Raw genomic sequence first — 20,149 nt, 5'->3', positions numbered from 1 at the left:
CTGCGGCTGTACCGGCGCCTGCCACTGCTGCCTCCGCGCACGGCGAAGCCGACGATCCAGAGGACCACCAGGATCACAAGAAGGAGAAGAATCCAGAGCATTGCAGGGCCTCCAGGTAGCGGGGATTTCCTTGATTCCGCGGGGGCCGGGCGAGTCGGGAAGGTGGAATGCTGCGCCGAATAACCGGGAGTTGCGCAGCTACGCCGTGCTGCCAGTCAATGCCTGGCAACGTCCGTTGTCAACGCAGCGCCGGCACTGAGGAGTTCTGGGAGCTGGGCAGGAGCCGCCGGGGCGAACGGAGCCTCGGCGGGGGCTTCGGCCGGCTCGGTCGGCGGCGTCGGCAGGATGTGGTCCTCCCACCAGGACAGGGCCATCACGGTGGCGAGCAGGACGAAGGGGGTCGAAGCGGGAACGATCAGCGCGTACATGTGTACCGCCTGGTGTGGGATGCGTGCGACGCGGCGGGCAGCAGACCGGTGCCCGCTCGGGGCGCATCGGGGCGCGACCGGGACCGCGTGACGATGGGCGCGTACGGAACGGCCTCGCTCGTGACGCGGCGGGTTCCGGCACCGATGCGCAGGGTGCGCCCCCTGGAGAGCGCGCTGGCGGTGCGACGCTGCCGGGGGCAGGGGCGGCATGTCGCACGCTAGACCTCGCCGCAGTTCCCGAACAGGTCTCAAGCAGCCATCCATACAGGGCAGGACGCGCTTACGTCGCACGCTATCCGCAACCGTTGGGCAGGACTACGCTGTGGGGTGAGGCCCCAGTCCCCGGTATCGATGCTGTGTCCCGCTCCCGGGGAGGCCCACCGTGTTCGTCCTGCTCCTCATCCTCATCACGGTCCTGTTCGGCTTCGGCTTCCTCGATCCCATTTGGTGGGTGGCTGCGGCGGTGCTGGTCTATGCCGCCACCCGACACGGCCGCGATCGTGGCGGCGGCCGGAGCCGCAGCGGCAGTTCCGATCTCGGGGACTACCGGGACTACCAGGAGCGCCGGAATAGCCAGGAACGCTGGGACCGCCGCTACAGCCGTCAGAACCGGGCGCGCTGGCGGCGCGAGGACCGTCGGGACCGCGAACACCGCAGGTACCCGTGAAGTGGCCGGGCAGCCACGGGTTGCGTTCGGAGGCGGCCGGGGTCCTGGTCGCCGCCTGCTCGGCAGACGCGATCGTCGGGCCTGGCTGTCTCAGGGTCGGTTATGCCAGAACGCTGGTGAAACAGGCCCCTTCGATCGGCACCGACGATGTGCTGCCTGCCGAGCAGGAGGAAGCGGTCTTCAGGCACTACGGACTGCCCTACCAGCCGGGTGCGGCCGGCGAACGGCGACTCGCGCGCCGCTGATCACCCAGGGACGGGATGACTGCCCTGTGAGGTACCGACCGTGCACCAAATGACGCCGCCCCGTGAAGAACAGCGGCTGTTGAGGACTGTGCCTTCTGAGGGGGATGCTGCGTTGCTGGCCGAGGTCGTCGAACTGCACGCCAGAAACCAGCAGTTGGGTCGGGCGCTGGCGAGCCGTGCGTCATCGACCAGGCACGAGGCATGGTGATGGCCCTGGCGCCGTGTTCCAGCGAGAGGGCCTGGGACTTGCTGGTGGACGTGTCGCAGCACTGCAACATCAAGCTCCGGGACGTGGCCGCGGCCCTGGTCGCCACGACGAAGGACCGGATGCTGCCGGAACCGATACAGCGGGAGCTGCGCCGAGCACTGAGGCGCCTCCACGCGGCGGACCGGAGATGACGGTGTGCGCACCCGGCGGATACGGCACCGGGAGCTGTGAGCTCAACCCTCCGGCGCCTTCGTCCAGGACGGCCGTCGGACGCCTCTGTTGTGTAGCCCGCCTCGTGGATCTCAAACACCGGTCGTGCGGTTCCTCGTCCGTTGCTCGCTCCGCATCGCCTGTAGGCAGCCGCAGTTGCCCCACGGGCGGCGCCGGACCGCCAGCGGGCGGTGTGGGCCGTTCCCGGTTACCGGCGGTGCCCTGAGGACAGGGGGCGATGGGTTCGTCTGCATCCACGCAATCGCCTTCGCGCTGCGGATGCTGTTCATCGAGCAGGAGTTGGACCAACACCAACACCAACACCGTAGCGGGCTCCGGCAAGGCGTGGGTCAGGACCCCAGACCGGTGAGGGGTTCGGAACTGTCGATGAGGGCGCGGGCCACATCGGCCAGGCGCCGGTTGTGGGAGCGGGCGTAGCCGCGCAGCGCGGTGAACGCCTGCTCCATGTCGATGCCCTGGCGTTCGGCGAGCTTCCCCTTGGCCTGTTCGATCAGTACCCGGCTGTTCAGCGCCGTCTGCAGTTGTTCGTTGAGCACCGTGCTGCGCTGAGCGGTGCGTTGTTGCAGCAGGCTGATGGTGGCGACGTCGGCCAGGGCCTGCGCGACAGGTGCGGCGGCCGGGTCGAAGGGGCCGGGAGCGGGGCGGAAGAGGTTCAGGGCGCCGACGATCTCGTCCCGCAAACGCATGGGCAGAGCCTGGACTGCCCCGAACCCGCTGCGCTGGGCCGCCACCGCGAAGCGCGGCCAGCGGGCGGTCGCCGTGCCGAGATCGGGGACGATCACCGGTACGCCGGTGCGGAAGCATTCGAGGCAGGGGCCTTCGTCGTTCTGGAGCTGGAAGAGCTCCAGCAGGCGCACCCGTTCGTCGGAGGCGGCCATGACGCGGAGTCTGCCCTCCCGGTCGGCGAGCAGCACCCCGGCGGCGCTCGCATCGAGCATGCCGACGCAGCGGTCGGTCAGCAGGCGCAGGAAATCGATGATGTCGAAGTCGGCGACCAGATTGTCGGCCAGCTCGACGAAGGTCTTGGCCAGAAGCTGTTGGTCCATCGTGGGCACCCTCGATTGAGACTAGTCCCTGCCCGAAGGGGCGGGAAGTACGGCGCGTTCCTCGGCCGGGACCCACACGTCAGGTTTCCTCCTCGTCCTGATCCGGCTCCGCGTCCGGGGAGAAACGAAGCCGTCGGGCCACCACGTCGGCGGCCACGTCCGCGAGCCGACGTCCCTGCGCATAGGCGTAGGCGCGGAGCCGCACGAAGGCTTCTTCGATGCCGACTCCGAGCTGAGCAGTGAGCATCCCGGTGGCCTGGTCGATCTCCGCTCGGTATGCGCCCAGGTCCTCGAAGCCGCGGTCCGGCGTCGGCCTGCCGGTCCGTCCGCCGGTCGGCCCGCCGGTCGGTGCGCCCGTCTCGTCGATCCTTGTGTCGAGCAGGAGCAGCGTCGCGAGATCGGCGAACGCCAGTGCGTCGGCCAGCTCCTCCGCGTCCAGTACGGTCGGAATGTTGGCGTACAGGTCCAGAACCCCCGGTCTGATCGCTCCCTTCTGCAGAGGGAGCGAGAACACCGCGCGGGCTCCGGCTTCCAGGGCCGCATCGGCGAACACGGTCCAGTGATCCTGAAGTTCAGTGGTGAGCAGATCGGGTGTCAGGACGGCCGAGCCGCGTACAAAGGCGTCCACGCAGGGCCCCTCGCCCAGCGTGAGCTGGAGCTCCTCCAGTTGCTCGCTGATGTCGTCGGTGCTGCACAACGGATGGCTCGCCGCGGCCTTGGACATCGCCGACAGCCCGGCCCCGCCGACCGGCAGCGCGGCCACGGCCGCGGTGCATACGTCCACCACACTCACCCGGGCACCTCGTCGCACCGCCTGCTCGGCCACCAGCATCCGAATGCGGGTCGACCGCCTGTCAGGCCCCACTGGGGCCACCGTCTCCGGGCATCGTGACAAGGCCCTCCAGCCTCGCCGTGGTGCGTTCCCCGAAGGGAAGTACCAGCGCGCGGAATGTAGTGGCGCCCGCCGGCCTGCGAAGCTCTCCGATGTCCAGCCACCCCCAGGAGCGGAGCGCAGCGAGGGCCTGGCGATCGGCCCGGTCCACCAGGGTGGCGCCGAGCGATACCTGATGGTCGGTCGGCAGCCACTCCTGCAAACAACGGGCGGGTTCCCGGTCCTGTGGGTGCGGCCGGATCAGAATGTCGGCGAACGCGAAGATGTGGTCGGACACGGTGAGTTGCTCGACGCTGCGCGGCAATACTCCGTCGAATCCGAGCCACCAGGAGCCGTCGCCGCCTACCGGGAATCCGAAGGCGCATCCCGTCAGGCTGTCCGTCTCGGCGATCACCATGGCGAATCCCGGTCGGCGCATGTCCACGGTGAGACGGTTCAGGAAGTTCTGGCGGCTGGGACGGCGGTATGGATCACCCGGCGGCGTTGCGCGGGACTCCACGTACAGAGCCACCAGATCCTCACGCAGGCCGTCCACCAGCCAACGGCTCAGCCGACGCAACCGCGCCGGAGCCACGGCGGGCGGCTGGCCGTCCCCCGGCTTCCGTGACTGTCCCCGCCCGGGATCGGCCGTCATCGCACATCGCCCGAGAGAACAGGCGCAAGCGGGACAGAGCGGTGCGGCGGGGCCGGACGGGGCGCGGCCGGGCTGTCGCCGAGAGGAGATGGCAGGTGGTCGAACGGAGGGTTGAGGAGCAGGAACCCGCAGCCGGCCAGGTCGAGAATCCGAGCCAGTGTCGTCGGCGGATGGTGCAGTCGCAGGGTCCCACCGGCCACGGTGGTCTGCTGCGCAGCGTGGAGGAATGAGTTGAGTCCGCTGCAGTCGCAGAAGGTGACGGGGGTGAGGTCGACGTCGATGGTGCGGATACCGTCCCGCAGGCACCGTTCCAGGGACTCGCGCACCAACGGCGCGGATTCGAGGTCGATCTCACCGGACAGGGTGATCAGCGCCTGTTTCCTTTGGTCACGGCGGTGGACGGTGAGCTGTGAGAGGGGCATGACGCCTCGGTTCGGAAGACCATCCGGCAGCGGCACGGTGAGCCGGAGTTCCGGCCCTCTGGGTGCGCTCCCGGCAGGGGCGTACTTTCGGCGGAGGCAGAGCAGCGGCCGGTCCGACAGCCTGCGTAGCAGGACAGAGGACCACCCAGTTCTCTCCAGGGAGGCGCCGGGTGACAGGCGAAGAGTCCGCACCCCGCAGCCATCTGTGTTCAGCAACAGCATGCCGCCGGGGTCTGGGACGTCTACACAGCAGAGTAGTCCTCACGTCGGGCCACGGACGGTCTGAAGCAGCCCAATCCCAGGATATGGACGGTGCAAAACACGCGGTGGCTCGCATGACGGAGCCGGTCGTGCGGTTGCCGGCTCACTACAGGAGCGCGAGGTGGTCGGCGGCGGCCCCTCGCCATTCGATCAGGAAGAGGGTCGCGTCGTCGGTGGTGCGGCCGCCGCGCTCCTGCTTCAGGGCGTGGGAGAGGGAGCGCACCACCGCTCGTACTCCCTTCTCGGTGTGTTCGATGCGGTTGACCCAGTGGATGAGTTGTTCTTCGCCAGCTTCGTGCTCCTCGATCAGGCCGTCGGTGAAGCACAGTACTCGGTCGCCGCGTTGGAGCATCTGCCCGCTGATCCGGGGCTCTTCACCGCCGAAGCCGACGGGCAAGGTGGTTGGGCCTGCCAGTTGCCGGACGACCTTGTCGTCACGGATCAGCAGCGGTGCGGGATGGCCCGCGTTGACCCACTGCAGGTGGCCCGTCGTGATGTTCAGACGCATCATCTGGGCGGTGACGAAGTGGTCGGGCCCGAACTGCTCGGCGATGGCCCGGTCCATGAACGTGTAGATCTCGGACAGGCCGATGTCGGCACGTCTGGCGTGCCGGTAGGCCCCGACGGCGACGGTCGCCATCGTGGCGGCGTCCAGGCCGTGGCCCATCGCATCGACCATGGCCACGTGCAGGATGTCCTCGTTGAGGGCGTAGCCGAAGCTGTCGCCTGCGACGTCGTAGGCGGGCTCCAGGATTCCGGCCACCGCGACCCGCGGGACGGACATCGCCAGCGGCGGCAGCAGGGACCACTGGATCTCCGCGGCCAGGCTCATCGGTTCGCGGCGCCGGGCGAAGAAGAACTGATCGGTGTAGCTGTGCTTGGTGACCAGCATGTCGGCGACCAGGCCGGCGAGCCTGCGCAGCAGCCGCCGGTCGTCGTCATCGACGGCGACCAGGGTGAGGGCCATCACGCCCACCTGGTCGCTGCCGTCCAGCAACGGCAGGTACATCCGGATGCCGTCGGACTGCGGCACCTCGACAGTGGTCGCGTGCAGAAAGGCTGTGCCGGCCGGAGAGTCACCGATCGGCTCAGGCTCGCCGACCATCAGCCGCCGACCCGGCAACGGCACCAACACCAGCTGCCCATAGTCCTGCAGCAGGATCGAGACGTCGCGGCCACCGACCCTGGCCACCTCCTCCGCGATCAGCGGGGCGATCAGCTGCGGCGGCATCTCGTGTGCCCGGTCCAGCAGCACCCCCAGCAGCCGCTCACCGAACCCTTCCGACCGGTCCAGCACGCCCTCGTCGGGTCGGCGCTCACCTTCCGCCATAACCGCACTCCCGCACCGGCGTCGTCGAGGCTTCGGCCGCCGTGTCCATGCTCACCTCGTGCCGTGAGTCCAGCGCCCGCACCGACACGCGCGGTACGTCCTGCGGTCGCGGCGGATGCGCTCGACCCGCTCACGTGATCTGCACACACGGGCTCCTGACACGACCGCGATCAACCCGCACAGCGTGACGCGGCGGGCCGCGCCGAACAGCCCATTACTCCAGAGGCGGCATGTCACACACGGTCGGAACAGATGGCTCTGGGTCCCGTTGTGCACCACATCTCTCCCGGAGCCCTCACAGGAGCAGAAGACCGCAGCCGCTGTCCGTGAGGAGCCGTGCGGTCTGCGGGGACGGGTGGTGCAGCCGCAGGGACGCGTGGGTCTCGGCGGCGTGCCGCGACGCATCGCGGAAGACGCTCAGGCCGCTGTTGTCGCAGAGGCCGACGGTGGTCAGATCGACGTCGATGGTGGTGATGCCGTCAAGCAGGCACCGCTCCAGAGCGGCGCGCACCTGGGGCGCGGTGGCCGGGCCGATCTCACCGGCCAGGGTGATCAGTGCTCGCCTGCCCCGGTCGTGCCGGTAGATGTTCAGCTGCGGAAGAGTCATGACGCCTCAGTTCATGGGACCCGGCCCGCTCCTCGCACAGTCATAGTCCCGGCGACGTACGGCTGCGGCGGCGGCGCGGCGGGAAACGGCCGCGGCCCCCGTCGCGGTGGTCCCGCCGTTCGCCCGTGGTCGGCGACTCGGACCGGTCCGGTCCCACCGGGGGCTGTGGGGTGCTGCGGCCGCGGCGGCTGGGCAGGGGGGCGCTGTACCGGTGCACGGCGATTCTGTCGGCGTGCTGGATGTTGAGCCGGTGGATCACGTATGCCGCCCCTGCGATGAGAACCACGAAGGCGGCGGCCGTCAGGAAGGCGTTCATTGCGGTCACCTCACATACCGACGATCAGGCGGCTGACCCGACTAACCCGACCGGGCGGACCGGTCTGTTCCGGAACGGCCGCGGCCGCCGCCGAGGCGCCGCCCTCGTACTCCCATGCCGCGTCCGGGTCCAGTGGCCCGTCGGTCGCGGAGACGCCGTGCCGGGCCTGGTCCGCGGCGATGAGCGCGCTCGCGGTCAGTGGCGGGCCGTCGTAGTCGGACGCGGCAGCCATCAGACGGGCCGCCGACTCCGCGCCGGTCTCGGGCGGGATGACCAACAGGTCCCAACGGCCGGTGCCGTAGGAGAGCAACAGCAGCTTGTGCGGGTCGATTTCCGGGGTGAACCAGCCGACCTTGACGATGTGGCCGTCCACGGGAACCTTGCCGGGGATGACCGGCCAGTGCTCGGGGTTGACGGCGATGCGGGTGATGCGGCCCCACAAGGGGTCCAGCACGTCGGTCAGTGCGGGCAGTTCGCTCAGCAGGTCCCGGGAGCGGGGCCACCAGGCACCGTCCAGGAGTCCACGGGAGGTGCCGTCGGTCTTCAGGGCGAGACGCGCGGCCGGGGCTGCGACGGGCTCGGGTTGCGGCAGTGGTGGAAGCAAGGTCGCCGACATGATGCGGACCCGTCTCCGGGCCGCCTCTGCGGCGGCCCGGGTTTCATCTTTCGCCGAGGACGACCCGGCGTGGAAGCCAGCGTGCGAAATGCCCTCAGTACTGTCCACACTACTCCGCGCTCCCCTGCGGCGCGGAGGAGTGGCCGCCTAGATGTGGAGCAGTCGCTGGGTGATCTCCCGGTACTGCCTCAGCGCGAGCCGCAGTCCATCGGACTGTGCCTCCGGGTCCTGGTCCTGCCAGCCGGCACGCAGGAGACGCCGCCGTTCCGCGAGGGCGTTCACGAGCTGGGCGGTGGCTTCGTCATAGGCGCTCTCGGCCTCTTCCAGCGCCTCACGCGGAGTGTCGGCGAAGGTGTTGAGGGCGTGCCGGAGGCGTTGGACGATCTTGTCCTGTTCGTCCGACGGGAGCAGCGGCTCCGGGCCCGGGGTACGGCGCTCGGCGGGGCTCCGGGTCTGGCCGGCGGGCTGCTGGGCGCGTGTCTGGTCGTACATCATCGAGGGCCGCTTCCGCTACGCCTGAAGGCGCCCTTGGCCTTCTCGACGGCCTGTTTCAGGCTTCCGGAGACCCGGTCGGTCCTGCCGCGGCGCTGCAGTCGCCTGTTGCGGGTGACCCGGCCGAGCTCTTCCGTGATCCTGCCCTTCATCGTCTGCGCCTGGTTCCTGATGGTCCGTGAAACGGTCATGGCCGGCCTCGCTGTTGTCGGGTAGGCGGGTTCCCGCGGGGTCTGGGCGAGGCGGGAAGGCGGAATGCTTCGCCGTGTGTTCCGGGGTGGCATGGCCCTGCACCGTGCTGCCAGTCAACGTCCCGCCACGGTCCGTGTCAACGCGGTGGCCACGCTATCGGGCCCGCCTCGTCTCGGAGCGTGTGGGAGTACGGTGGAGAAAGCGAGGCGCTTCGGAGCCGGTGTCCGGCCCCCTCCTCGCGACTCCCATCCCATGGGCAGCCCGTGACCCCGGCCGCGCCATCCGCGTCCAGGCCGAGGAGCCACGTATGCCACTCAGTCCCACCACGTCCACGACGGTCACACCGTCGGGCCCCGCCCCGCCGCCCCAGGGCTACGACGGGACGTCCCCCTTCCCGCCGGACGGCCCGGCGCCCGCGCGTAGCGGCAGTGACCGGCTGTACGTCACGGTGACGGCGGTGATCGTCGTTCTGCCGTTCGTGGCGATCGGCCTGGCCGGCTGGCTGCTGTGGGGGAGGCTCATCCATCCCGCCGACATCGTGATCGCCCTCGTCCTCTACACGATCACGGGTCTCGGCGTCACGGTCGGCTTCCACCGTGGTCTCACCCACGGCGGCTACCGGGCCGTCCGTCCCGTGCGCATCGCGCTCGCGGTGGCCGGGTCGATGAGTTTCCAGGGTGACGTCATCGGCTGGGTCGCCACGCACCGCCGCCACCACGCCTTCACCGACCGGCCGGGGGATCCGCACTCCCCGTACCGCTACGGCACGCATCTGCGCGGCCAGTTGCGCGGGCTGGTGCACGCGCACGTCGGCTGGCTCTTCCGCAACGACCGTACGCCGCCGGAGCGTTACGCCCCCGACCTGCTGGCCGACCGCGACATCCGCGCCGTCGCCCGCGCCTTCCCGGCGCTGTGCGTCCTCACCCTCGCCCTGCCGTTCGTAGCGGGCTGGCTCATCGGCGGGACCTGGGTGCACGCGCTGACCGCCCTGCTGTGGGCGGGACTCGTCCGCATCGCCCTGCTCCACCACGTCACCTGGAGCGTGAACTCCCTCTGCCACATGATCGGCGAGCGGCCGTTCCGCACCCGGCGTCACGACCGGGCCACCAACCTGTGGCCCCTCGCCCTGCTCTCGTTCGGCGAGAGCTGGCACAACCTCCACCACGCCGACCCCACCAGCGCGCCACGGCGTCGACCGCGGCCAGCTCGACCCCTCCGCCGCCGTCATCCGCCTCCTCGAACGCCTCGGCTGGGTGCACGACGTGTGCTGGCCGACGGCGGAGCGGGTCGCGGCCCGTCGCGCCTGACACCGACCACTCAATCTCTTAAGGCAGTTGGCAGGAGCCTTCATGACCACCGCACTGCAGTCCTCGCTCCCCTCCCACCCCCTCCTCCGGCTGCGTCTCGCATCCCGCAGCGGCATGCCCCGGCCCATCGACGGAGCGTGGTGGCCTCGCTCATACGACCTGCTCGCGGAACTCCCGTCGCTGCTCGCCGGGTTGCCTCGCGCATGGGGTCACATCACCAGCGTCACCGTCAACGGGGCGACATGGTCCGCGGTGCCCGGCCGGATGCTCGTCTCCAACCAGGTCGTACGACTGCGCAGGACCGTGGCGGCATCCGCCCCGCACACGATCGTCCTGCTCGCCCCCGGCCGGGGGCGCTGGGACCTGCTGGTCGTGCCTCCGGATACGACTGAGGAAGCCGCGGAACCGCTCATGGCAGCCGCGGCAAGTGGCCACGACTGATCCGGCCCACCACGGACTGCCCGGCGAAATCATCAGGGCACCGACGGCCAGGTTCGGCGACGACGACCGTCACATCCCAACCATCAGTCGGCCTGGCCGGCCGGTGGTGGCCTCGCACGACGAGGAGGTTTCGCCGGCCTGTTCCGCCGCCACGAGGGCGGTCGCGGTCGTCGGCGGGCCGGTGTTCGCGCTCGCGGCCGCCATCGGCCGGGCAGCCGAGAGGGCGCCCGGCTCCGGGGGGGGATCACCAGGAGGTCCCAGCGGCCCGCGATGTAAGGTCACGTGACCGAGGCCACCAAGCGCCGTCCAGCTCGACGTGCCCTGGTGAAGGACTCACCGGTTTCAGCACGAGGCGCGCGGTCGGGGTCCTGAAGGGAACGGCCCGTAGCGGGGGAGGAGAGGCGGTCGCGGACATCACGCGAACCCGTCTCCGGACCTCTGCGCGAGCGCAGCTGCCCGGTGTCGTTTGCTCACTGGGAACGACACCGGCATCGGAGCCGGTGTGCGAAATGCTCCCGATGCATTCACGCTACTTCCCGAAGAGGCCGAACGGACCGCTCCTGGACGTCGGCTCACTTCTGTCGGCGGTCGTCCTTTGAGGACCGGCTGGTCTCGCCGCCGCCGGTTGCCGTGCTCGCGGGTGTGGAAGAGGTCGCCGAGTTCCCCTCACCGTCGGCGAACCGTCCGGCGAAACCCAGCGCCATCCCGGTGAACAGGCCAACCGCGGCCGTACCCATCGCGCGCTCCTCGCTCGCTTTGGCTCCGGCAAGCGATTACTCCAGCCGCCGTTCTGGTTGTTCCTCGTCCTCGTCGAGCAGATGCACATCGCCGACCGCGATGTTGACCTCGACAACTTCCAGACCGGTCATCCGCTCGATGGCAGCGATCACGTTCTCTCTGACGTCGCCCGCGACCTCGATGATGGAGACGCCGTACTCGACGACGAGCTCCAGGTCGACCGCGGTCCGTACCTCGCCGACCTCGACCTTCACCCCGCTGGTGACGGACTTCCCGCCGGCACCGGGCACACGTTCGCGCATGGCCCCCATGCCACGGGCGAACCCACCGCCCATCGCATGGACGCCCGGCACATCCCGGGGCCGCCAGCCCGGCGATCTTCGCCACCACACCGTCGGCGATTGTCGTATGGCCGCGCGCCCCCGGATCGCTTCCGTGCGGCACCCCCGCACTCTTCCCGCCGCGCTCGCCCAATGATCCCGCGCGAGGGGTCTCGGGCTGGTTCGGTAGTCCGGTTTCCGTCATCTTCGGTCACCACTTTCCGACGCCACAGGCAGCCTGTCGTGCCCCTTCCTTTTCTTTCACGCTAACGGCGAGTGCCCGACCTCGCTCAGGCAAGTGGCATGTGAGCGATGTCGGGCATTGCGCCCAGAGGCGGCGGTGGTATCCCACGCAGAGGGGCAGGTCGGGTCAACGACGACGCAGTTGTGTCACTCGCGGAGATCGGCCGAGTGGATCACGTCTTCTCCAGGTGGCATGTACCGGTGACGCAACGGCCCCGGCGTATACACACCGGGGCCGCCCTTCCGGGTCGTTGCACGTGAGAGTGCGCGGACCCACTCACCAGGGTATGCCCGGGACGTCATTTCGGTCATATCAGCCATATGGGAGGGTGTGGCTGTCACGTGACCGGCCGGAGCCCTGAGGGCGGCTCGTGCCGTGTCAGTCGCTGTCCTTCTCCTCGGTCTCCATGAACTGGATCCCCTTGTGCGTCAGTGTGACCATCGCGGGTGTGTTTCCTCTCGCCCAGTCGACCTGGATCAGTCCCTCGGCCGCCAAGTACGTGCAGGCGGCGGCCAGGTCCTCCTCGGGCATGGAGAGGTCCTCGCGCAGCTGCGCCCCGGTGAGGCCGAGGAGGCGATTGCCTTCCATGGCCTCGTAAAGGTTCTTCATGATCGCCTCGCGGTAGTGCTGCCGCTCGTGCAGTGTCGCCATGGTCGCCTGCCTCTCGTGCCGGCACTGACGGAAACCCGGACGTCCGGGGCGGTATCCACCTTCCCCCGCTGAGTGTCGTCTCCTCGGATTTCGTCCGGCTGTGTGTGATCGTCCCGGGAGGACTGGCTGGTCATCAGCCAGGAGCGCACCGGCTCCGCCATGCGCGTGGTGTCCACGGTGAGGTGGAGGCGTGTTCCGCCGTCAGCGTCCGCGGGGTAGCTGCGCGCTTCGGTGGCGGCGAAACAACGGCGGAGAAGCTCCGCGACATGGCGAGTCGCCTCCGGGTCCGCGGCGACGATACGAACCTCCGCGTGCCCGGCCGACGGCAGTTCCGGGAGTTCGTGGTGACCCGTTGCTCATACAGGACTACGTGCATCAGGGGCGACGTGTCGGTGGGTGCGACGGCCGTCGCCCCACACCCACCCCGGCTGGAAGCAGGTCTGCGTCATCAGCGGCTCCCCTCTCGATACTCACGGCGTGTGGCGTCGGCAGGAGGAGCCTTCGGTGCGGTCGCCCGTGAGCTCTTACGGGCCCGCCGACCGATTCCCGGTAGGGCGTCGCTGTAGCGGAACGCCCCGATCCTTTCGTCATGCTGCGCGTTGAGCCGGTGGATCAGGAACACTCCCGCGATGATCACGAAGATGATCACGGCGACGGTGACGGCTGTCTCCACGTCCTCACCTCCTCAGGGCGGAAGTCAAGATCCCGATCGCGGCTCCGGTCGCCGAAGCGGCTGGCTCCGCCGTCGGTCTCCCATTCCTCCTCCCGGCTCCGAGCCTCCGCCGCGGCGTGGCCGATGGCCTCGTCGGCCATCAGACCGCTGGCGGTGTGAATACCTCCTGGAACGGTTGCTGCTGCCATCAGCCGGGCGGCGGCGGCCGGCCCCGTCTCCGGAGGGATCACCAGCAGGTCCAGGCGGCCCACCGTGTAGGAGAGGAGGATCACTTTGTTCGGGTCCTGCTCGTCGGCGAACCAGCCGACATGCACCGTGTGCCCCGTGACGGGGACCTTGCGCGGGATGACGGGCCAGTGGGCCGGGTTCACAGTGACGTGGGTGATCCGGCCCCAGCACGCGTCCAGCGCGTTCGTCAGAGTGGGGATCTCCCGGAGGAGGTCACGGGAGCGGGGCCACCAGGCGCCGTCCAGGAGAGCTGGAACCGAGCCGGTCGGGGCCAGGGACAGCCTGGCCGACGCCGAAGGCAGGCGCTCTTTGATGATCGTTGGTTCGATGGTCGCGGTCATGACGCGGACCTGTCTCCGGCCTCCTCCTGGAGGTCGGTGTTGTTTCTCGCCGGGAACGACACCGACGTGGCGGCCGGTGTGCGAAGTACTCCCGTTCGCTTCACTCTACGCCGCTCCGAGGCCCCCAGGCATGCTCGTGAGCAGGCACTTTACCGAGAGGCAACGAGTCCGGCACCGCAGGCAGGCGCAGCCGGTGCGGCAACGCACGACTTACGGTGAGAGGACGACTGAGAGGGCGAGGTCCCGCGTTCGGCGGGGGCACCGGATTCTCGCGGCGATCCTCGCCGCCGTCACCATCCCCGCCCACGCGCTCGCACTCCGAGCTCCCTGGCCACCGGCACCCCGGCCACAGGGCCACCGGACCAGCGAAGTCTCAACGGCTTCGCGATGTACGCCGTCGTCATCGCCCTGGTCCCCCTGGTGACCGAACGTGGCGCGAGCCCGACCGCAGCAGCGTGGGCCCTCGGCCTGGGCGGTGCGGGCCAGCCCCTGGGCCGCACCCTCTATGCGGCCCTGGCCCGACACACCGGCGCGGTGGAGTTACCACCCGCACGGTCACGTTGATCGTCGCGGGCGGTGCCACCACCGCGGCCCTCGCGCTCACACCGGGCCCGTCCCCTACTTCTCCTCCTGGCCATCGCGGCGGGCATGGTCCGCGGCAACCTCACCCTTCTCCAGGCCACCGCCGTCACGGACCGCTGGGGCACCCCCCACTCTCGGCTCCGCTCGAGCGGGAGGTGCCCCCATCGGCCCCCTCTCCGGCCTCCTTGCCGCACCGGTCACCGTTGCCAGCGCGATCGCACACTTCGCCGGGGCAGCCCTCGCCGGAGAACTCGGGGGGGGGTGCCTCTATGTCCTTCGTCAAGCCTGAGCGGTCATGCGACGGCTGCTTCGGGTTCGCGTGATTCGTAGAAGGTGCCGTCGCGGAGCATGGCGAAGAGGACGCTGATGCGGTGGCGGGCGAGGCGGAAGAGGGCCTGGGTGTGGGTCTTTCCCCGGGCCCGGCATTTGTCGTAGTAGGTGCGGGAGGCGGGATCGTGCAGGGCGGCGAAGGCCGAGAGGAACATGGCCCGTTTGAGCTGCCGGTTTCCGCCTCTGGGTGCGTGTTCGCCGTGGATCGAGGTCCCCGAGGACTTCGTTGTCGGGGCGAGTCCGGCGTAGGAGGCGAGGTGGGCGGCGGTGGGGAAGCTGGTGCCGTCGCCGACGGTGATCAGCAGCACGGCGGCGGTCCTGACCGCGACCCCCGGCATCGAGGTCAGGACCTGGGAAAGAGGGTGCTCCTCCAACAGGGCTTTGATCTGGGCTTCCAGAGCCCGGCGCTGTTCGTGGACGGCGGCCAGGGAGCGGGCCAGGGACGGGATGACGACGTCAAGGGTGCCCGTCCCGGGAACGACGACGGTTTGTTCGTCGAGCGCGTCGAAGATCTCGTCGATCAGCCGGGCGGCCATGCGCGGGGCCTTGGGTCTGATCACCTCGACGAGTCTGCGGCGGCCGGCTTTCCGCAGGGCGGCCGGGGAGCCGTAGCGTTCCAGCAGCCAGGTGACGGCTGGGTGGTCCAGGCGGGGGCCGATGACGCGCTCCAGGCTGGGGTGGAACTGGGTGAGCAGGCCGCGTATCCGGTTGGAGGTGCGGGTGGCCTCGGCGGCGAGGTCCTGGTCGAAGCCGACCAGCACGGTCAGTTCGGCGGTGATTTCGTCGGTGAGCTCCAGCGAGCGCAGCGTGTGCGGCATCGTGCGGGCTGCGTCGGCGATGACCGCGGCGTCCTTGGAGTCGGTCTTCGCCTCGCCCGGGTAGAGATCGGCGATCCGGCGCATGGCGAGTCCGGGCAGGTAGGCGACCTTGCAGCCGGCGTCGCGGGCGACGGTGAGCGGGAGGGCGCCGATGGAGGCGGGCTGGTCGACGATGACGAGCACGGTGCCGAACTTCGCGGCCAGCTTGTCGAAGACGGCCCGCAGCTTGGGCTCGCTGTTGGGCAGCTGCTTGTCGAAGACCTTCTTGCCGGCCGGGGTGAGTCCGTGACCGTGGTGAGCGGTCTTGCCGACGTCCAGGCCGAGGAAGACGCCCACGTCGCCGATGTCGAACATCGTGCTCCCAACTGCTTCGGTGCGGTGCTGGCCTGGGCGTTGGCGTCGTGCGCGCATCCACGTTATGCAGACCTGCCGCCCGTACGCGGCCGGGCGTTGCGCTCGGCCAGGCGGTAGTCGGACCTCTGACTTGTTGAATCAGACCCAGACGCGCGGTCTGCAGCCGTAGCGTCCAGGGTGCCGACCGGCACGGGCTCGCGTGACCTCATGCCGCCCCAACTCGGGCTGGCTCATGATGAGTTTGCCGCCGCCGGTCGGCACCCGCGCGGTGTGGCTCGACAGAGGCGTGACCAATCGACGCTGAGACTTCAAGTCAGAGTGCCCACCGCACCCGTCCCATCCCACTCGACCTGGGCAAGGTGCACGTGATCACTATCGGTATCGACCCCCACAAGTCCTCCCACACCGCCGTCGCCGTCGACGCCGCAGGACACCAGCTCGCCCAGCGCCGCTTCGTCGTCAACGCAGGGACCGTCCGGCAGCTGACGCGCTGGTGCGAGCGGTGGCCCGAGCGCCGCTTCGCCGTCGAAGGCGCCAAAGGACTCGGCCGCAGCCTCGCCCAGCAGCTCGCCGCAGCCGGCGAGCACGTGGTGGACGTGCCCTCCACCCTTTCCGCCCGGGCCCGGCTCCTGGCCACCGGCGGGGACCGCAAGACTGATGCGGCCGACGCCCTGCACGTCGCTCAGGTCGCCCTCTTCCGACACGACCTGCGCAAGGTCGAGCCCGAAGACCAGTCGACGATCCTGCGGTTGCTGACCGAGCGGCACGATGACCTGGTCAACGAACGCACCCGCATCATCAACCGCCTCCACGCCGTGCTGCGAGACCTGCTGCCCGGCGGCGCCCCCACCCGCCTGTCCGCGGAGAAGGCTGCCGCCCTGATGAAGGGCATCCGTCCAGCCACCGCCACCGACTGCTGCCGCCGCGACCTCGCCCGGGATCTCCTTGTCGACCTGCGGCGCGTCGACCGCCAGGTCCGCGACAACGAGGCCCAGATGCGTGACGCTCTGGCCGCCGCCCGCACCGCGCTGACCGCTCTGCCCGGCTTGGGCACCGTGCTCGCCGCCAAGCTCCTTGGACACGTCGGCGACGTCACACGTTTCCCCACCGAGCACCACTTCGCCAGCTACACCGGCACCGCGCCCCTGGACGCGTCCAGCGGCAAGAACACCCGCCACCGCCTCAACACCGGAGGCAACCGCGCGCTGAACTCCGTGCTGCACATCATCGCGGTCTGCCAGATCCGCGACGGCGGCCGAGGCCAGGACTACTACCTGCGGAAAATCGCCGAAGGCAAGACGCCTGCAGAGGCCCGCAGGGCCCTCAAACGACGCCTGTCGAACGTCGTCTACCGCACACTCAAACGCGACCGCCACACGACTCTGGCTCCGACCGCTTGACACACAGAGGCACTCATCAGCGTCTCCAACGGCACCCCTCGGGCCCGGGTTGAGTCGGCCTGGGGCGCGGTGCCGGGATTGCTCTCGGTCCGTCTCCCCAGACCGCTCGCCGAACCCGCCGTGCGCCTCACGACGCAACGGGCTCTCCACGGTCTCTGCCGTTCCGCGTGGTTATGCAGGGACCCAAGGATTGGGAATCTTGCTGCCCCGGTAGCGGTAGCGGGTAACCGGCACCGCTGCCATATCGAACAACTCGACCCCGTCCACCGAGATCGGCTTCCAGCTCCCATTGGGTGCCTTCAGCCAGCGGCGGACGTCCTTCCACCTCCAGCGATGCAGGGTCTGCATCCACTTGACCACCCGCCACCAGACGAAATTCGCCAGGTTGCTCAGGGTGTGTTTGCAGACTGCATGCCTGAAGTAGTTGGCCCAGCCGTGCATGATCAGATTGAGTCTGGCCAGCACCTCTCTGGGGTTCTGCTGCGACTTCCTGCGTGTCAGGGCACGAATCCTGTCCTTCAGCGACCGGATGGGCCGGTCCGCGATGAACGTGTAGACGTACCACTTGTCCGTTCCTCGCTTGCGTTTCCACTGGATGCGGAACCCAAGGAAGTCGAACGCTTCACTCATGTGCACGATCCGGGTCTTGGCTGGTGACAGCCGTAACCCGAGTGGTTCGAGCACTTCAGTGACCTCATGCTTCAGGTCCTCGACGTCGGCGCGGGAGCCATTCACGAGCACCACAAGGTCGTCCGCGTAGCGGGAGACCTTCCAGTTCGGCAGGCCCTTCGCCCGGCGTCGGACGCGTCGGGCAGCGGTTCCCATCGTCCCGCCGTCCTTCCACGGCTCCTGCAGACGCTCATCGAGCGCCGACATGGCTATGTTGAACAGCAACGGAGACAGGATGCCTCCCTGCGGCGTCCCGGCGTCGGAGGCCCTCTGGTCTCCGAGTTCGGTGAGAACTCCGGCCTTGAGGAACGCCTTCACCAGGGCCACGACTCGCTTGTCCTTGACCCGCTTGCGTATCCGCTCAAGGAGAGCAGAGTGCGAAACGTTGTCGAAGGCCGCTTCCACGTCAGCATCCAGCACCCAGCGGTAACCCTTGGAGCCGAACAGCTGAATCTCGGCGATCGCGTCGTGAGCACGCCGCTCGGGCCGGAACCCGTAGGAGACCGGATCAAAGTCGGCCTCGAAGATGGGTTCCAGCACCAGCTTCAGCGCCGCCTGGACAACCCGGTCCGCCACCGTCGGAATACCTAGGCTGCGGACCTTTCCGGAACCACCCGGCTTGGGGATCTTGCGTTCCCGCACCGGCTGAGGCCGGAACGAACCATCCTTGAGACTGGTCCGCACGTCGTCCAGGAACCGGAGGACACCGATCTGCTCTTCAACATGAGCGACGGTAACGCCGTCCATGCCCGCAGTCCGGGCCCCCTTGTTGCCCGCGACCCGGTAGAACGCATAGCGCAGCGTCATCGGGTCGTGCACGAAGTTGAACAGGTCGTCGAACCTGCGGCCAGGATCGGCCGCCGCCCAACGGTGAAGCTTGGCCTGCATCCCCGATACCCTCCCGCCGGACTCTTCCGGGTCCTCGACAGGCGGAGCACCGCCGTTCATCGGTGCATCTTTCGGCATTACAGCCTCCTTCCCTTCTCGATACCGCTGCCGCCCTTCCCCATGTGCGCACCTCTCGTGCGCTCGAAGTACTACGGCGACTCCGCCCCGTTCCGGCCCGATCGGCCGACGATGAACCCAGCCCGTCCGCCAGGACGGATCCCTGGCAGCGGGCGTGAGCCGGAACGGTTCCCGTGTTCACTGCAATTCGCTCGACGGAGTAGGAGCCCAGCTCTGTCCCTGCGGCATCGCCACGGCTACCCCGCAGCACTTCACCGTGGCCTCCCGACGGGCATGTCAAAGCCCGCCCAGGAGTTCCCCGCTCCAGTCACCCGGTTCGAAGACGCACCGCACCCGGCCCATATCTGCACAGGTTTGAGCCGGCGGGGGGTTGAGAGACGTAAACGCTGGTTCCTCTCGTACTCCTCTCCATCACGCTCGCCGGACCCGGGCCATCTGGCAGTTCTGGCCTGTCCCGGCTTTGTCGGGGCCGCTCTCGCCCTCACCGGCACCTCCCGGATCAGGCTGCCCCCAGCTTCATCACCCTGCTGCGACAGGGACGACGGCGACGGTCTCTCACCTCCGCACGAATTGCAGCGCCTCACGGCGCACTGACACCACCCCCCAGGTCATGCCTTCGACAGGGGGGAACAGCCATGCCGGGCCCGGAGGCCAGCGGCCCTCTTGCAGGACCGCGAAGAACATAACGGGGGGGGGTATCCGGCGCTCTTCGGGCCTCTTGCCGGTATATCGGTCGGTGCCGGTGTCCTGGCCGCGGCGTCCGTCAGACGCTGATGGAATGGGTACAGGCAGCGACCAAGCAAGGAGGGTCCCGGTGCCGGAGCACCAGCAGCGCGCTCGGCTCACGCGAAGGCGAGTGAGCGGAATGCGTTGCGGACGTGGGTCAGCGGCTCGCGGTCGCGGGTGTAGTAGAGCTTGTTGGTGAGCAGGGCCGCCCATCGGTCCTTGCCAGGTGAGACCCAGACGCCCGTGCCGGCCCACGACTCACCGTCGTCGTGGCGGTACGGGCATCAGGGGTGGGGGAGTTGACCGGCCGGCGGCGCGTGGCGCACTGGTGGCCGCTCGCGCTTTCCGGGGGTGCCGTCAACACATAGCCACACCCGGGCCGCGGCAAGTCCAGCCCAATCCCGCGACATCTCTCACGGCAGAAAGGCTGCCGAAAAAGCAGGCGGTAGAAGGCGGTGACAAAACGGTAGGGCACGATCGCCGGTTGACCAAATAGTTGTCCCGGACTCCGAGCCAGAAGCATCACATCGGGAAGCCGTCGACGTGTCACCGGCCGGGAATCTACAACACAACACCCCACGTCAGAGCAGCCGCGAGAGTGTCGATCGACATTTCGGCCCTCGGCTCTTCCCGCTCCCGGGGAACCGCTTCGCAGTGAACCGCGCGAGCGCAACATAGACCACGATCGCCGGTTATCCAAACCGGCGATTCTATGGATAGTTGTGGTGCCAATCGAGGCTGCTCCCGACCACGGACCTACACCGCTATCGACTG

The 20,149-nt window shown here is 68.9% G+C and carries 23 protein-coding genes and 5 pseudogenes; 7 read left to right on the top strand and 21 right to left on the bottom strand.

Translation table 11 applies throughout. The features are described from left to right. Positions 1-215 precede the first annotated feature (215 nt). A complete protein-coding gene (locus Q4V64_RS17605) occupies positions 216-428 on the bottom strand; it encodes a hypothetical protein (RefSeq protein ID WP_124436378.1) in 213 nt (70 codons plus the stop codon). 382 nt (positions 429-810) lie between these two features. Here Q4V64_RS17605 and Q4V64_RS17600 point away from each other — a divergent pair, with 382 nt between their 5' ends. From Q4V64_RS17600 to Q4V64_RS17590, 3 genes and pseudogenes are all read left to right on the top strand, one after another. Then, positions 811-1,095: a hypothetical protein gene (locus tag Q4V64_RS17600; RefSeq protein WP_124436379.1), complete on the top strand. Its 285-nt coding sequence runs from the start codon at positions 811-813 to the stop codon at positions 1,093-1,095. Between the two features lie 65 nt (positions 1,096-1,160). Continuing rightward, positions 1,161-1,340: pseudogene (locus Q4V64_RS17595) on the top strand (PRC-barrel domain containing protein); the annotation flags it as partial. 201 nt (positions 1,341-1,541) lie between these two features. Beyond that, a complete protein-coding gene (locus Q4V64_RS17590) occupies positions 1,542-1,739 on the top strand; it encodes an ANTAR domain-containing protein (protein WP_253266584.1) in 198 nt (65 codons plus the stop codon). 369 nt (positions 1,740-2,108) lie between these two features. Here Q4V64_RS17590 and Q4V64_RS17585 read toward each other — a convergent pair whose 3' ends face one another. The 10 genes from Q4V64_RS17585 to Q4V64_RS17540 all read right to left on the bottom strand — a co-directional run bounded on the left by Q4V64_RS17585 (position 2,109) and on the right by Q4V64_RS17540 (position 8,586). Further along, positions 2,109-2,825, bottom strand: coding sequence for a GAF and ANTAR domain-containing protein (locus tag Q4V64_RS17585; RefSeq protein WP_124436380.1), 717 nt, complete (start codon positions 2,823-2,825; stop codon positions 2,109-2,111). A gap of 79 nt (positions 2,826-2,904) precedes the next feature. Then, positions 2,905-3,618, bottom strand: coding sequence for a GAF and ANTAR domain-containing protein (locus Q4V64_RS17580; RefSeq protein WP_253266585.1), 714 nt, complete (start codon positions 3,616-3,618; stop codon positions 2,905-2,907). 61 nt (positions 3,619-3,679) lie between these two features. Beyond that, positions 3,680-4,351: a hypothetical protein gene (locus Q4V64_RS17575; protein WP_172628907.1), complete on the bottom strand. Its 672-nt coding sequence runs from the start codon at positions 4,349-4,351 to the stop codon at positions 3,680-3,682. Then, complete coding sequence (locus tag Q4V64_RS17570; protein ID WP_124436381.1) at positions 4,348-4,773, bottom strand: STAS domain-containing protein; 426 nt, start codon at positions 4,771-4,773, stop codon at positions 4,348-4,350. The genes Q4V64_RS17575 and Q4V64_RS17570 overlap by 4 nt, the downstream gene beginning before the upstream one ends. A 367-nt stretch (positions 4,774-5,140) precedes the next feature. Further along, positions 5,141-6,364 (bottom strand): PP2C family protein-serine/threonine phosphatase, encoded by a 1,224-nt coding sequence (locus tag Q4V64_RS17565; RefSeq protein ID WP_124436382.1) that lies wholly within the window; start codon positions 6,362-6,364, stop codon positions 5,141-5,143. 295 nt (positions 6,365-6,659) lie between these two features. Then, entirely contained in the window at positions 6,660-6,971 is a 312-nt protein-coding gene (locus Q4V64_RS17560) for an STAS domain-containing protein (protein ID WP_124436383.1), read from the bottom strand. 40 nt (positions 6,972-7,011) lie between these two features. Next, positions 7,012-7,287 carry a hypothetical protein gene (locus Q4V64_RS17555; protein ID WP_124436384.1) on the bottom strand — a complete coding sequence of 92 codons (276 nt, stop codon included), beginning with the start codon at positions 7,285-7,287 and terminating at the stop codon, positions 7,012-7,014. A 10-nt stretch (positions 7,288-7,297) separates the two neighbouring features. Continuing rightward, positions 7,298-8,011 carry a DUF5994 family protein gene (locus tag Q4V64_RS17550; protein ID WP_124436385.1) on the bottom strand — a complete coding sequence of 238 codons (714 nt, stop codon included), beginning with the start codon at positions 8,009-8,011 and terminating at the stop codon, positions 7,298-7,300. Between the two features lie 39 nt (positions 8,012-8,050). Next, a complete protein-coding gene (locus Q4V64_RS17545; protein WP_124436386.1) occupies positions 8,051-8,398 on the bottom strand; it encodes a hypothetical protein in 348 nt (115 codons plus the stop codon). Then, positions 8,395-8,586, bottom strand: a complete 192-nt coding sequence (locus Q4V64_RS17540; RefSeq protein ID WP_124436387.1) for a CsbD family protein — start codon at positions 8,584-8,586, stop codon at positions 8,395-8,397. The genes Q4V64_RS17545 and Q4V64_RS17540 overlap by 4 nt, the downstream gene beginning before the upstream one ends. Positions 8,587-8,894: 308 nt before the next feature. Between Q4V64_RS17540 and Q4V64_RS17535 the strand changes: the two are divergent. Together Q4V64_RS17535 and Q4V64_RS17530 are read left to right on the top strand one after the other, a co-directional pair. Next, positions 8,895-9,894 (top strand): annotated as a pseudogene (locus Q4V64_RS17535) (acyl-CoA desaturase). Between the two features lie 42 nt (positions 9,895-9,936). Beyond that, the gene (locus Q4V64_RS17530) at positions 9,937-10,335 is read left to right on the top strand and encodes a DUF5994 family protein (protein ID WP_124436388.1); all 399 of its coding nucleotides are present in this window, start codon (positions 9,937-9,939) and stop codon (positions 10,333-10,335) included. A gap of 244 nt (positions 10,336-10,579) precedes the next feature. On the opposite strand, the gene Q4V64_RS55050 is transcribed toward Q4V64_RS17530, so the two are convergent. The 7 genes and pseudogenes from Q4V64_RS55050 to Q4V64_RS17505 all read right to left on the bottom strand — a co-directional run bounded on the left by Q4V64_RS55050 (position 10,580) and on the right by Q4V64_RS17505 (position 13,530). Next, positions 10,580-10,750 carry a DUF5994 family protein gene (locus Q4V64_RS55050; RefSeq protein ID WP_253266586.1) on the bottom strand — a complete coding sequence of 57 codons (171 nt, stop codon included), beginning with the start codon at positions 10,748-10,750 and terminating at the stop codon, positions 10,580-10,582. Positions 10,751-10,907: 157 nt separating this feature from the next. Beyond that, positions 10,908-11,072 carry a hypothetical protein gene (locus Q4V64_RS17525; RefSeq protein WP_172628908.1) on the bottom strand — a complete coding sequence of 55 codons (165 nt, stop codon included), beginning with the start codon at positions 11,070-11,072 and terminating at the stop codon, positions 10,908-10,910. A 36-nt stretch (positions 11,073-11,108) separates the two neighbouring features. After that, positions 11,109-11,598, bottom strand: a pseudogene (locus Q4V64_RS17520) (Asp23/Gls24 family envelope stress response protein). 417 nt (positions 11,599-12,015) lie between these two features. Next, on the bottom strand, positions 12,016-12,288 hold the full coding sequence (locus Q4V64_RS17515) for a hypothetical protein (protein ID WP_124436389.1): 273 nt from the start codon (positions 12,286-12,288) through the stop codon (positions 12,016-12,018). Positions 12,289-12,395: 107 nt separating this feature from the next. Next, positions 12,396-12,617 (bottom strand): annotated as a pseudogene (locus tag Q4V64_RS55045) (hypothetical protein); the annotation flags it as partial. Between the two features lie 119 nt (positions 12,618-12,736). Beyond that, positions 12,737-12,961, bottom strand: a complete 225-nt coding sequence (locus Q4V64_RS17510; RefSeq protein ID WP_124436390.1) for a hypothetical protein — start codon at positions 12,959-12,961, stop codon at positions 12,737-12,739. After that, entirely contained in the window at positions 12,934-13,530 is a 597-nt protein-coding gene (locus Q4V64_RS17505) for a DUF5994 family protein (RefSeq protein ID WP_124436391.1), read from the bottom strand. Before Q4V64_RS17505 ends, Q4V64_RS17510 begins: the two co-directional genes overlap by 28 nt. A 387-nt stretch (positions 13,531-13,917) precedes the next feature. Here Q4V64_RS17505 and Q4V64_RS17500 point away from each other — a divergent pair, with 387 nt between their 5' ends. Next, the gene (locus Q4V64_RS17500) at positions 13,918-14,094 is read left to right on the top strand and encodes a hypothetical protein (protein ID WP_303710426.1); all 177 of its coding nucleotides are present in this window, start codon (positions 13,918-13,920) and stop codon (positions 14,092-14,094) included. A gap of 311 nt (positions 14,095-14,405) precedes the next feature. On the opposite strand, the gene Q4V64_RS17495 is transcribed toward Q4V64_RS17500, so the two are convergent. Continuing rightward, positions 14,406-15,614 carry an IS110 family transposase gene (locus Q4V64_RS17495; protein WP_124436392.1) on the bottom strand — a complete coding sequence of 403 codons (1,209 nt, stop codon included), beginning with the start codon at positions 15,612-15,614 and terminating at the stop codon, positions 14,406-14,408. Positions 15,615-15,979: 365 nt separating this feature from the next. Between Q4V64_RS17495 and Q4V64_RS17490 the strand changes: the two genes are divergently transcribed. Continuing rightward, on the top strand, positions 15,980-17,014 hold the full coding sequence (locus Q4V64_RS17490) for an IS110 family transposase (RefSeq protein ID WP_303708632.1): 1,035 nt from the start codon (positions 15,980-15,982) through the stop codon (positions 17,012-17,014). A 171-nt stretch (positions 17,015-17,185) separates the two neighbouring features. On the opposite strand, the gene ltrA is transcribed toward Q4V64_RS17490, so the two are convergent. Both ltrA and Q4V64_RS55040 read right to left on the bottom strand, forming a co-directional pair. Then, positions 17,186-18,649 (bottom strand): group II intron reverse transcriptase/maturase, encoded by a 1,464-nt coding sequence (gene ltrA / locus Q4V64_RS17485; protein WP_124445749.1) that lies wholly within the window; start codon positions 18,647-18,649, stop codon positions 17,186-17,188. An 842-nt stretch (positions 18,650-19,491) separates the two neighbouring features. After that, positions 19,492-19,623: pseudogene (locus Q4V64_RS55040) on the bottom strand (serine hydrolase); the annotation flags it as partial. Between the last annotated feature and the right edge of the window lie 526 nt (positions 19,624-20,149).

The sequence above is a fragment of the Streptomyces sp. NL15-2K genome (assembly GCF_030551255.1).
Classification (GTDB): Bacteria; Actinomycetota; Actinomycetes; order Streptomycetales; family Streptomycetaceae; genus Streptomyces.
This window is presented reverse-complemented; position numbering and strand designations above follow the sequence as displayed.

Bases quoted from the DNA above. Each gene is read 5' to 3' on its own strand.
- Q4V64_RS17575 (WP_172628907.1), bottom strand. From the start codon at position 4,351: ATGACGGCCGATCCCGGGCGGGGACAGTCACGGAAGCCGGGGGACGGC.
- Q4V64_RS17500 (WP_303710426.1), top strand. From the start codon at position 13,918: ATGTACGCCGTCGTCATCGCCCTGGTCCCCCTGGTGACCGAACGTGGC.
- Q4V64_RS17605 (WP_124436378.1), bottom strand. From the start codon at position 428: ATGTACGCGCTGATCGTTCCCGCTTCGACCCCCTTCGTCCTGCTCGCC.
- Q4V64_RS17560 (WP_124436383.1), bottom strand. From the start codon at position 6,971: ATGACTCTTCCGCAGCTGAACATCTACCGGCACGACCGGGGCAGGCGA.
- Q4V64_RS17495 (WP_124436392.1), bottom strand. From the start codon at position 15,614: ATGTTCGACATCGGCGACGTGGGCGTCTTCCTCGGCCTGGACGTCGGC.
- Q4V64_RS17530 (WP_124436388.1), top strand. From the start codon at position 9,937: ATGACCACCGCACTGCAGTCCTCGCTCCCCTCCCACCCCCTCCTCCGG.
- Q4V64_RS17565 (WP_124436382.1), bottom strand. From the start codon at position 6,364: ATGGCGGAAGGTGAGCGCCGACCCGACGAGGGCGTGCTGGACCGGTCG.
- Q4V64_RS17590 (WP_253266584.1), top strand. From the start codon at position 1,542: ATGGTGATGGCCCTGGCGCCGTGTTCCAGCGAGAGGGCCTGGGACTTG.
- Q4V64_RS55050 (WP_253266586.1), bottom strand. From the start codon at position 10,750: ATGTCCGCGACCGCCTCTCCTCCCCCGCTACGGGCCGTTCCCTTCAGG.
- Q4V64_RS17540 (WP_124436387.1), bottom strand. From the start codon at position 8,586: ATGACCGTTTCACGGACCATCAGGAACCAGGCGCAGACGATGAAGGGC.
- Q4V64_RS17555 (WP_124436384.1), bottom strand. From the start codon at position 7,287: ATGAACGCCTTCCTGACGGCCGCCGCCTTCGTGGTTCTCATCGCAGGG.
- Q4V64_RS17515 (WP_124436389.1), bottom strand. From the start codon at position 12,288: ATGGCGACACTGCACGAGCGGCAGCACTACCGCGAGGCGATCATGAAG.
- ltrA (WP_124445749.1), bottom strand. From the start codon at position 18,649: ATGCCGAAAGATGCACCGATGAACGGCGGTGCTCCGCCTGTCGAGGAC.
- Q4V64_RS17585 (WP_124436380.1), bottom strand. From the start codon at position 2,825: ATGGACCAACAGCTTCTGGCCAAGACCTTCGTCGAGCTGGCCGACAAT.
- Q4V64_RS17505 (WP_124436391.1), bottom strand. From the start codon at position 13,530: ATGACCGCGACCATCGAACCAACGATCATCAAAGAGCGCCTGCCTTCG.
- Q4V64_RS17570 (WP_124436381.1), bottom strand. From the start codon at position 4,773: ATGCCCCTCTCACAGCTCACCGTCCACCGCCGTGACCAAAGGAAACAG.
- Q4V64_RS17545 (WP_124436386.1), bottom strand. From the start codon at position 8,398: ATGATGTACGACCAGACACGCGCCCAGCAGCCCGCCGGCCAGACCCGG.
- Q4V64_RS17525 (WP_172628908.1), bottom strand. From the start codon at position 11,072: ATGGGTACGGCCGCGGTTGGCCTGTTCACCGGGATGGCGCTGGGTTTC.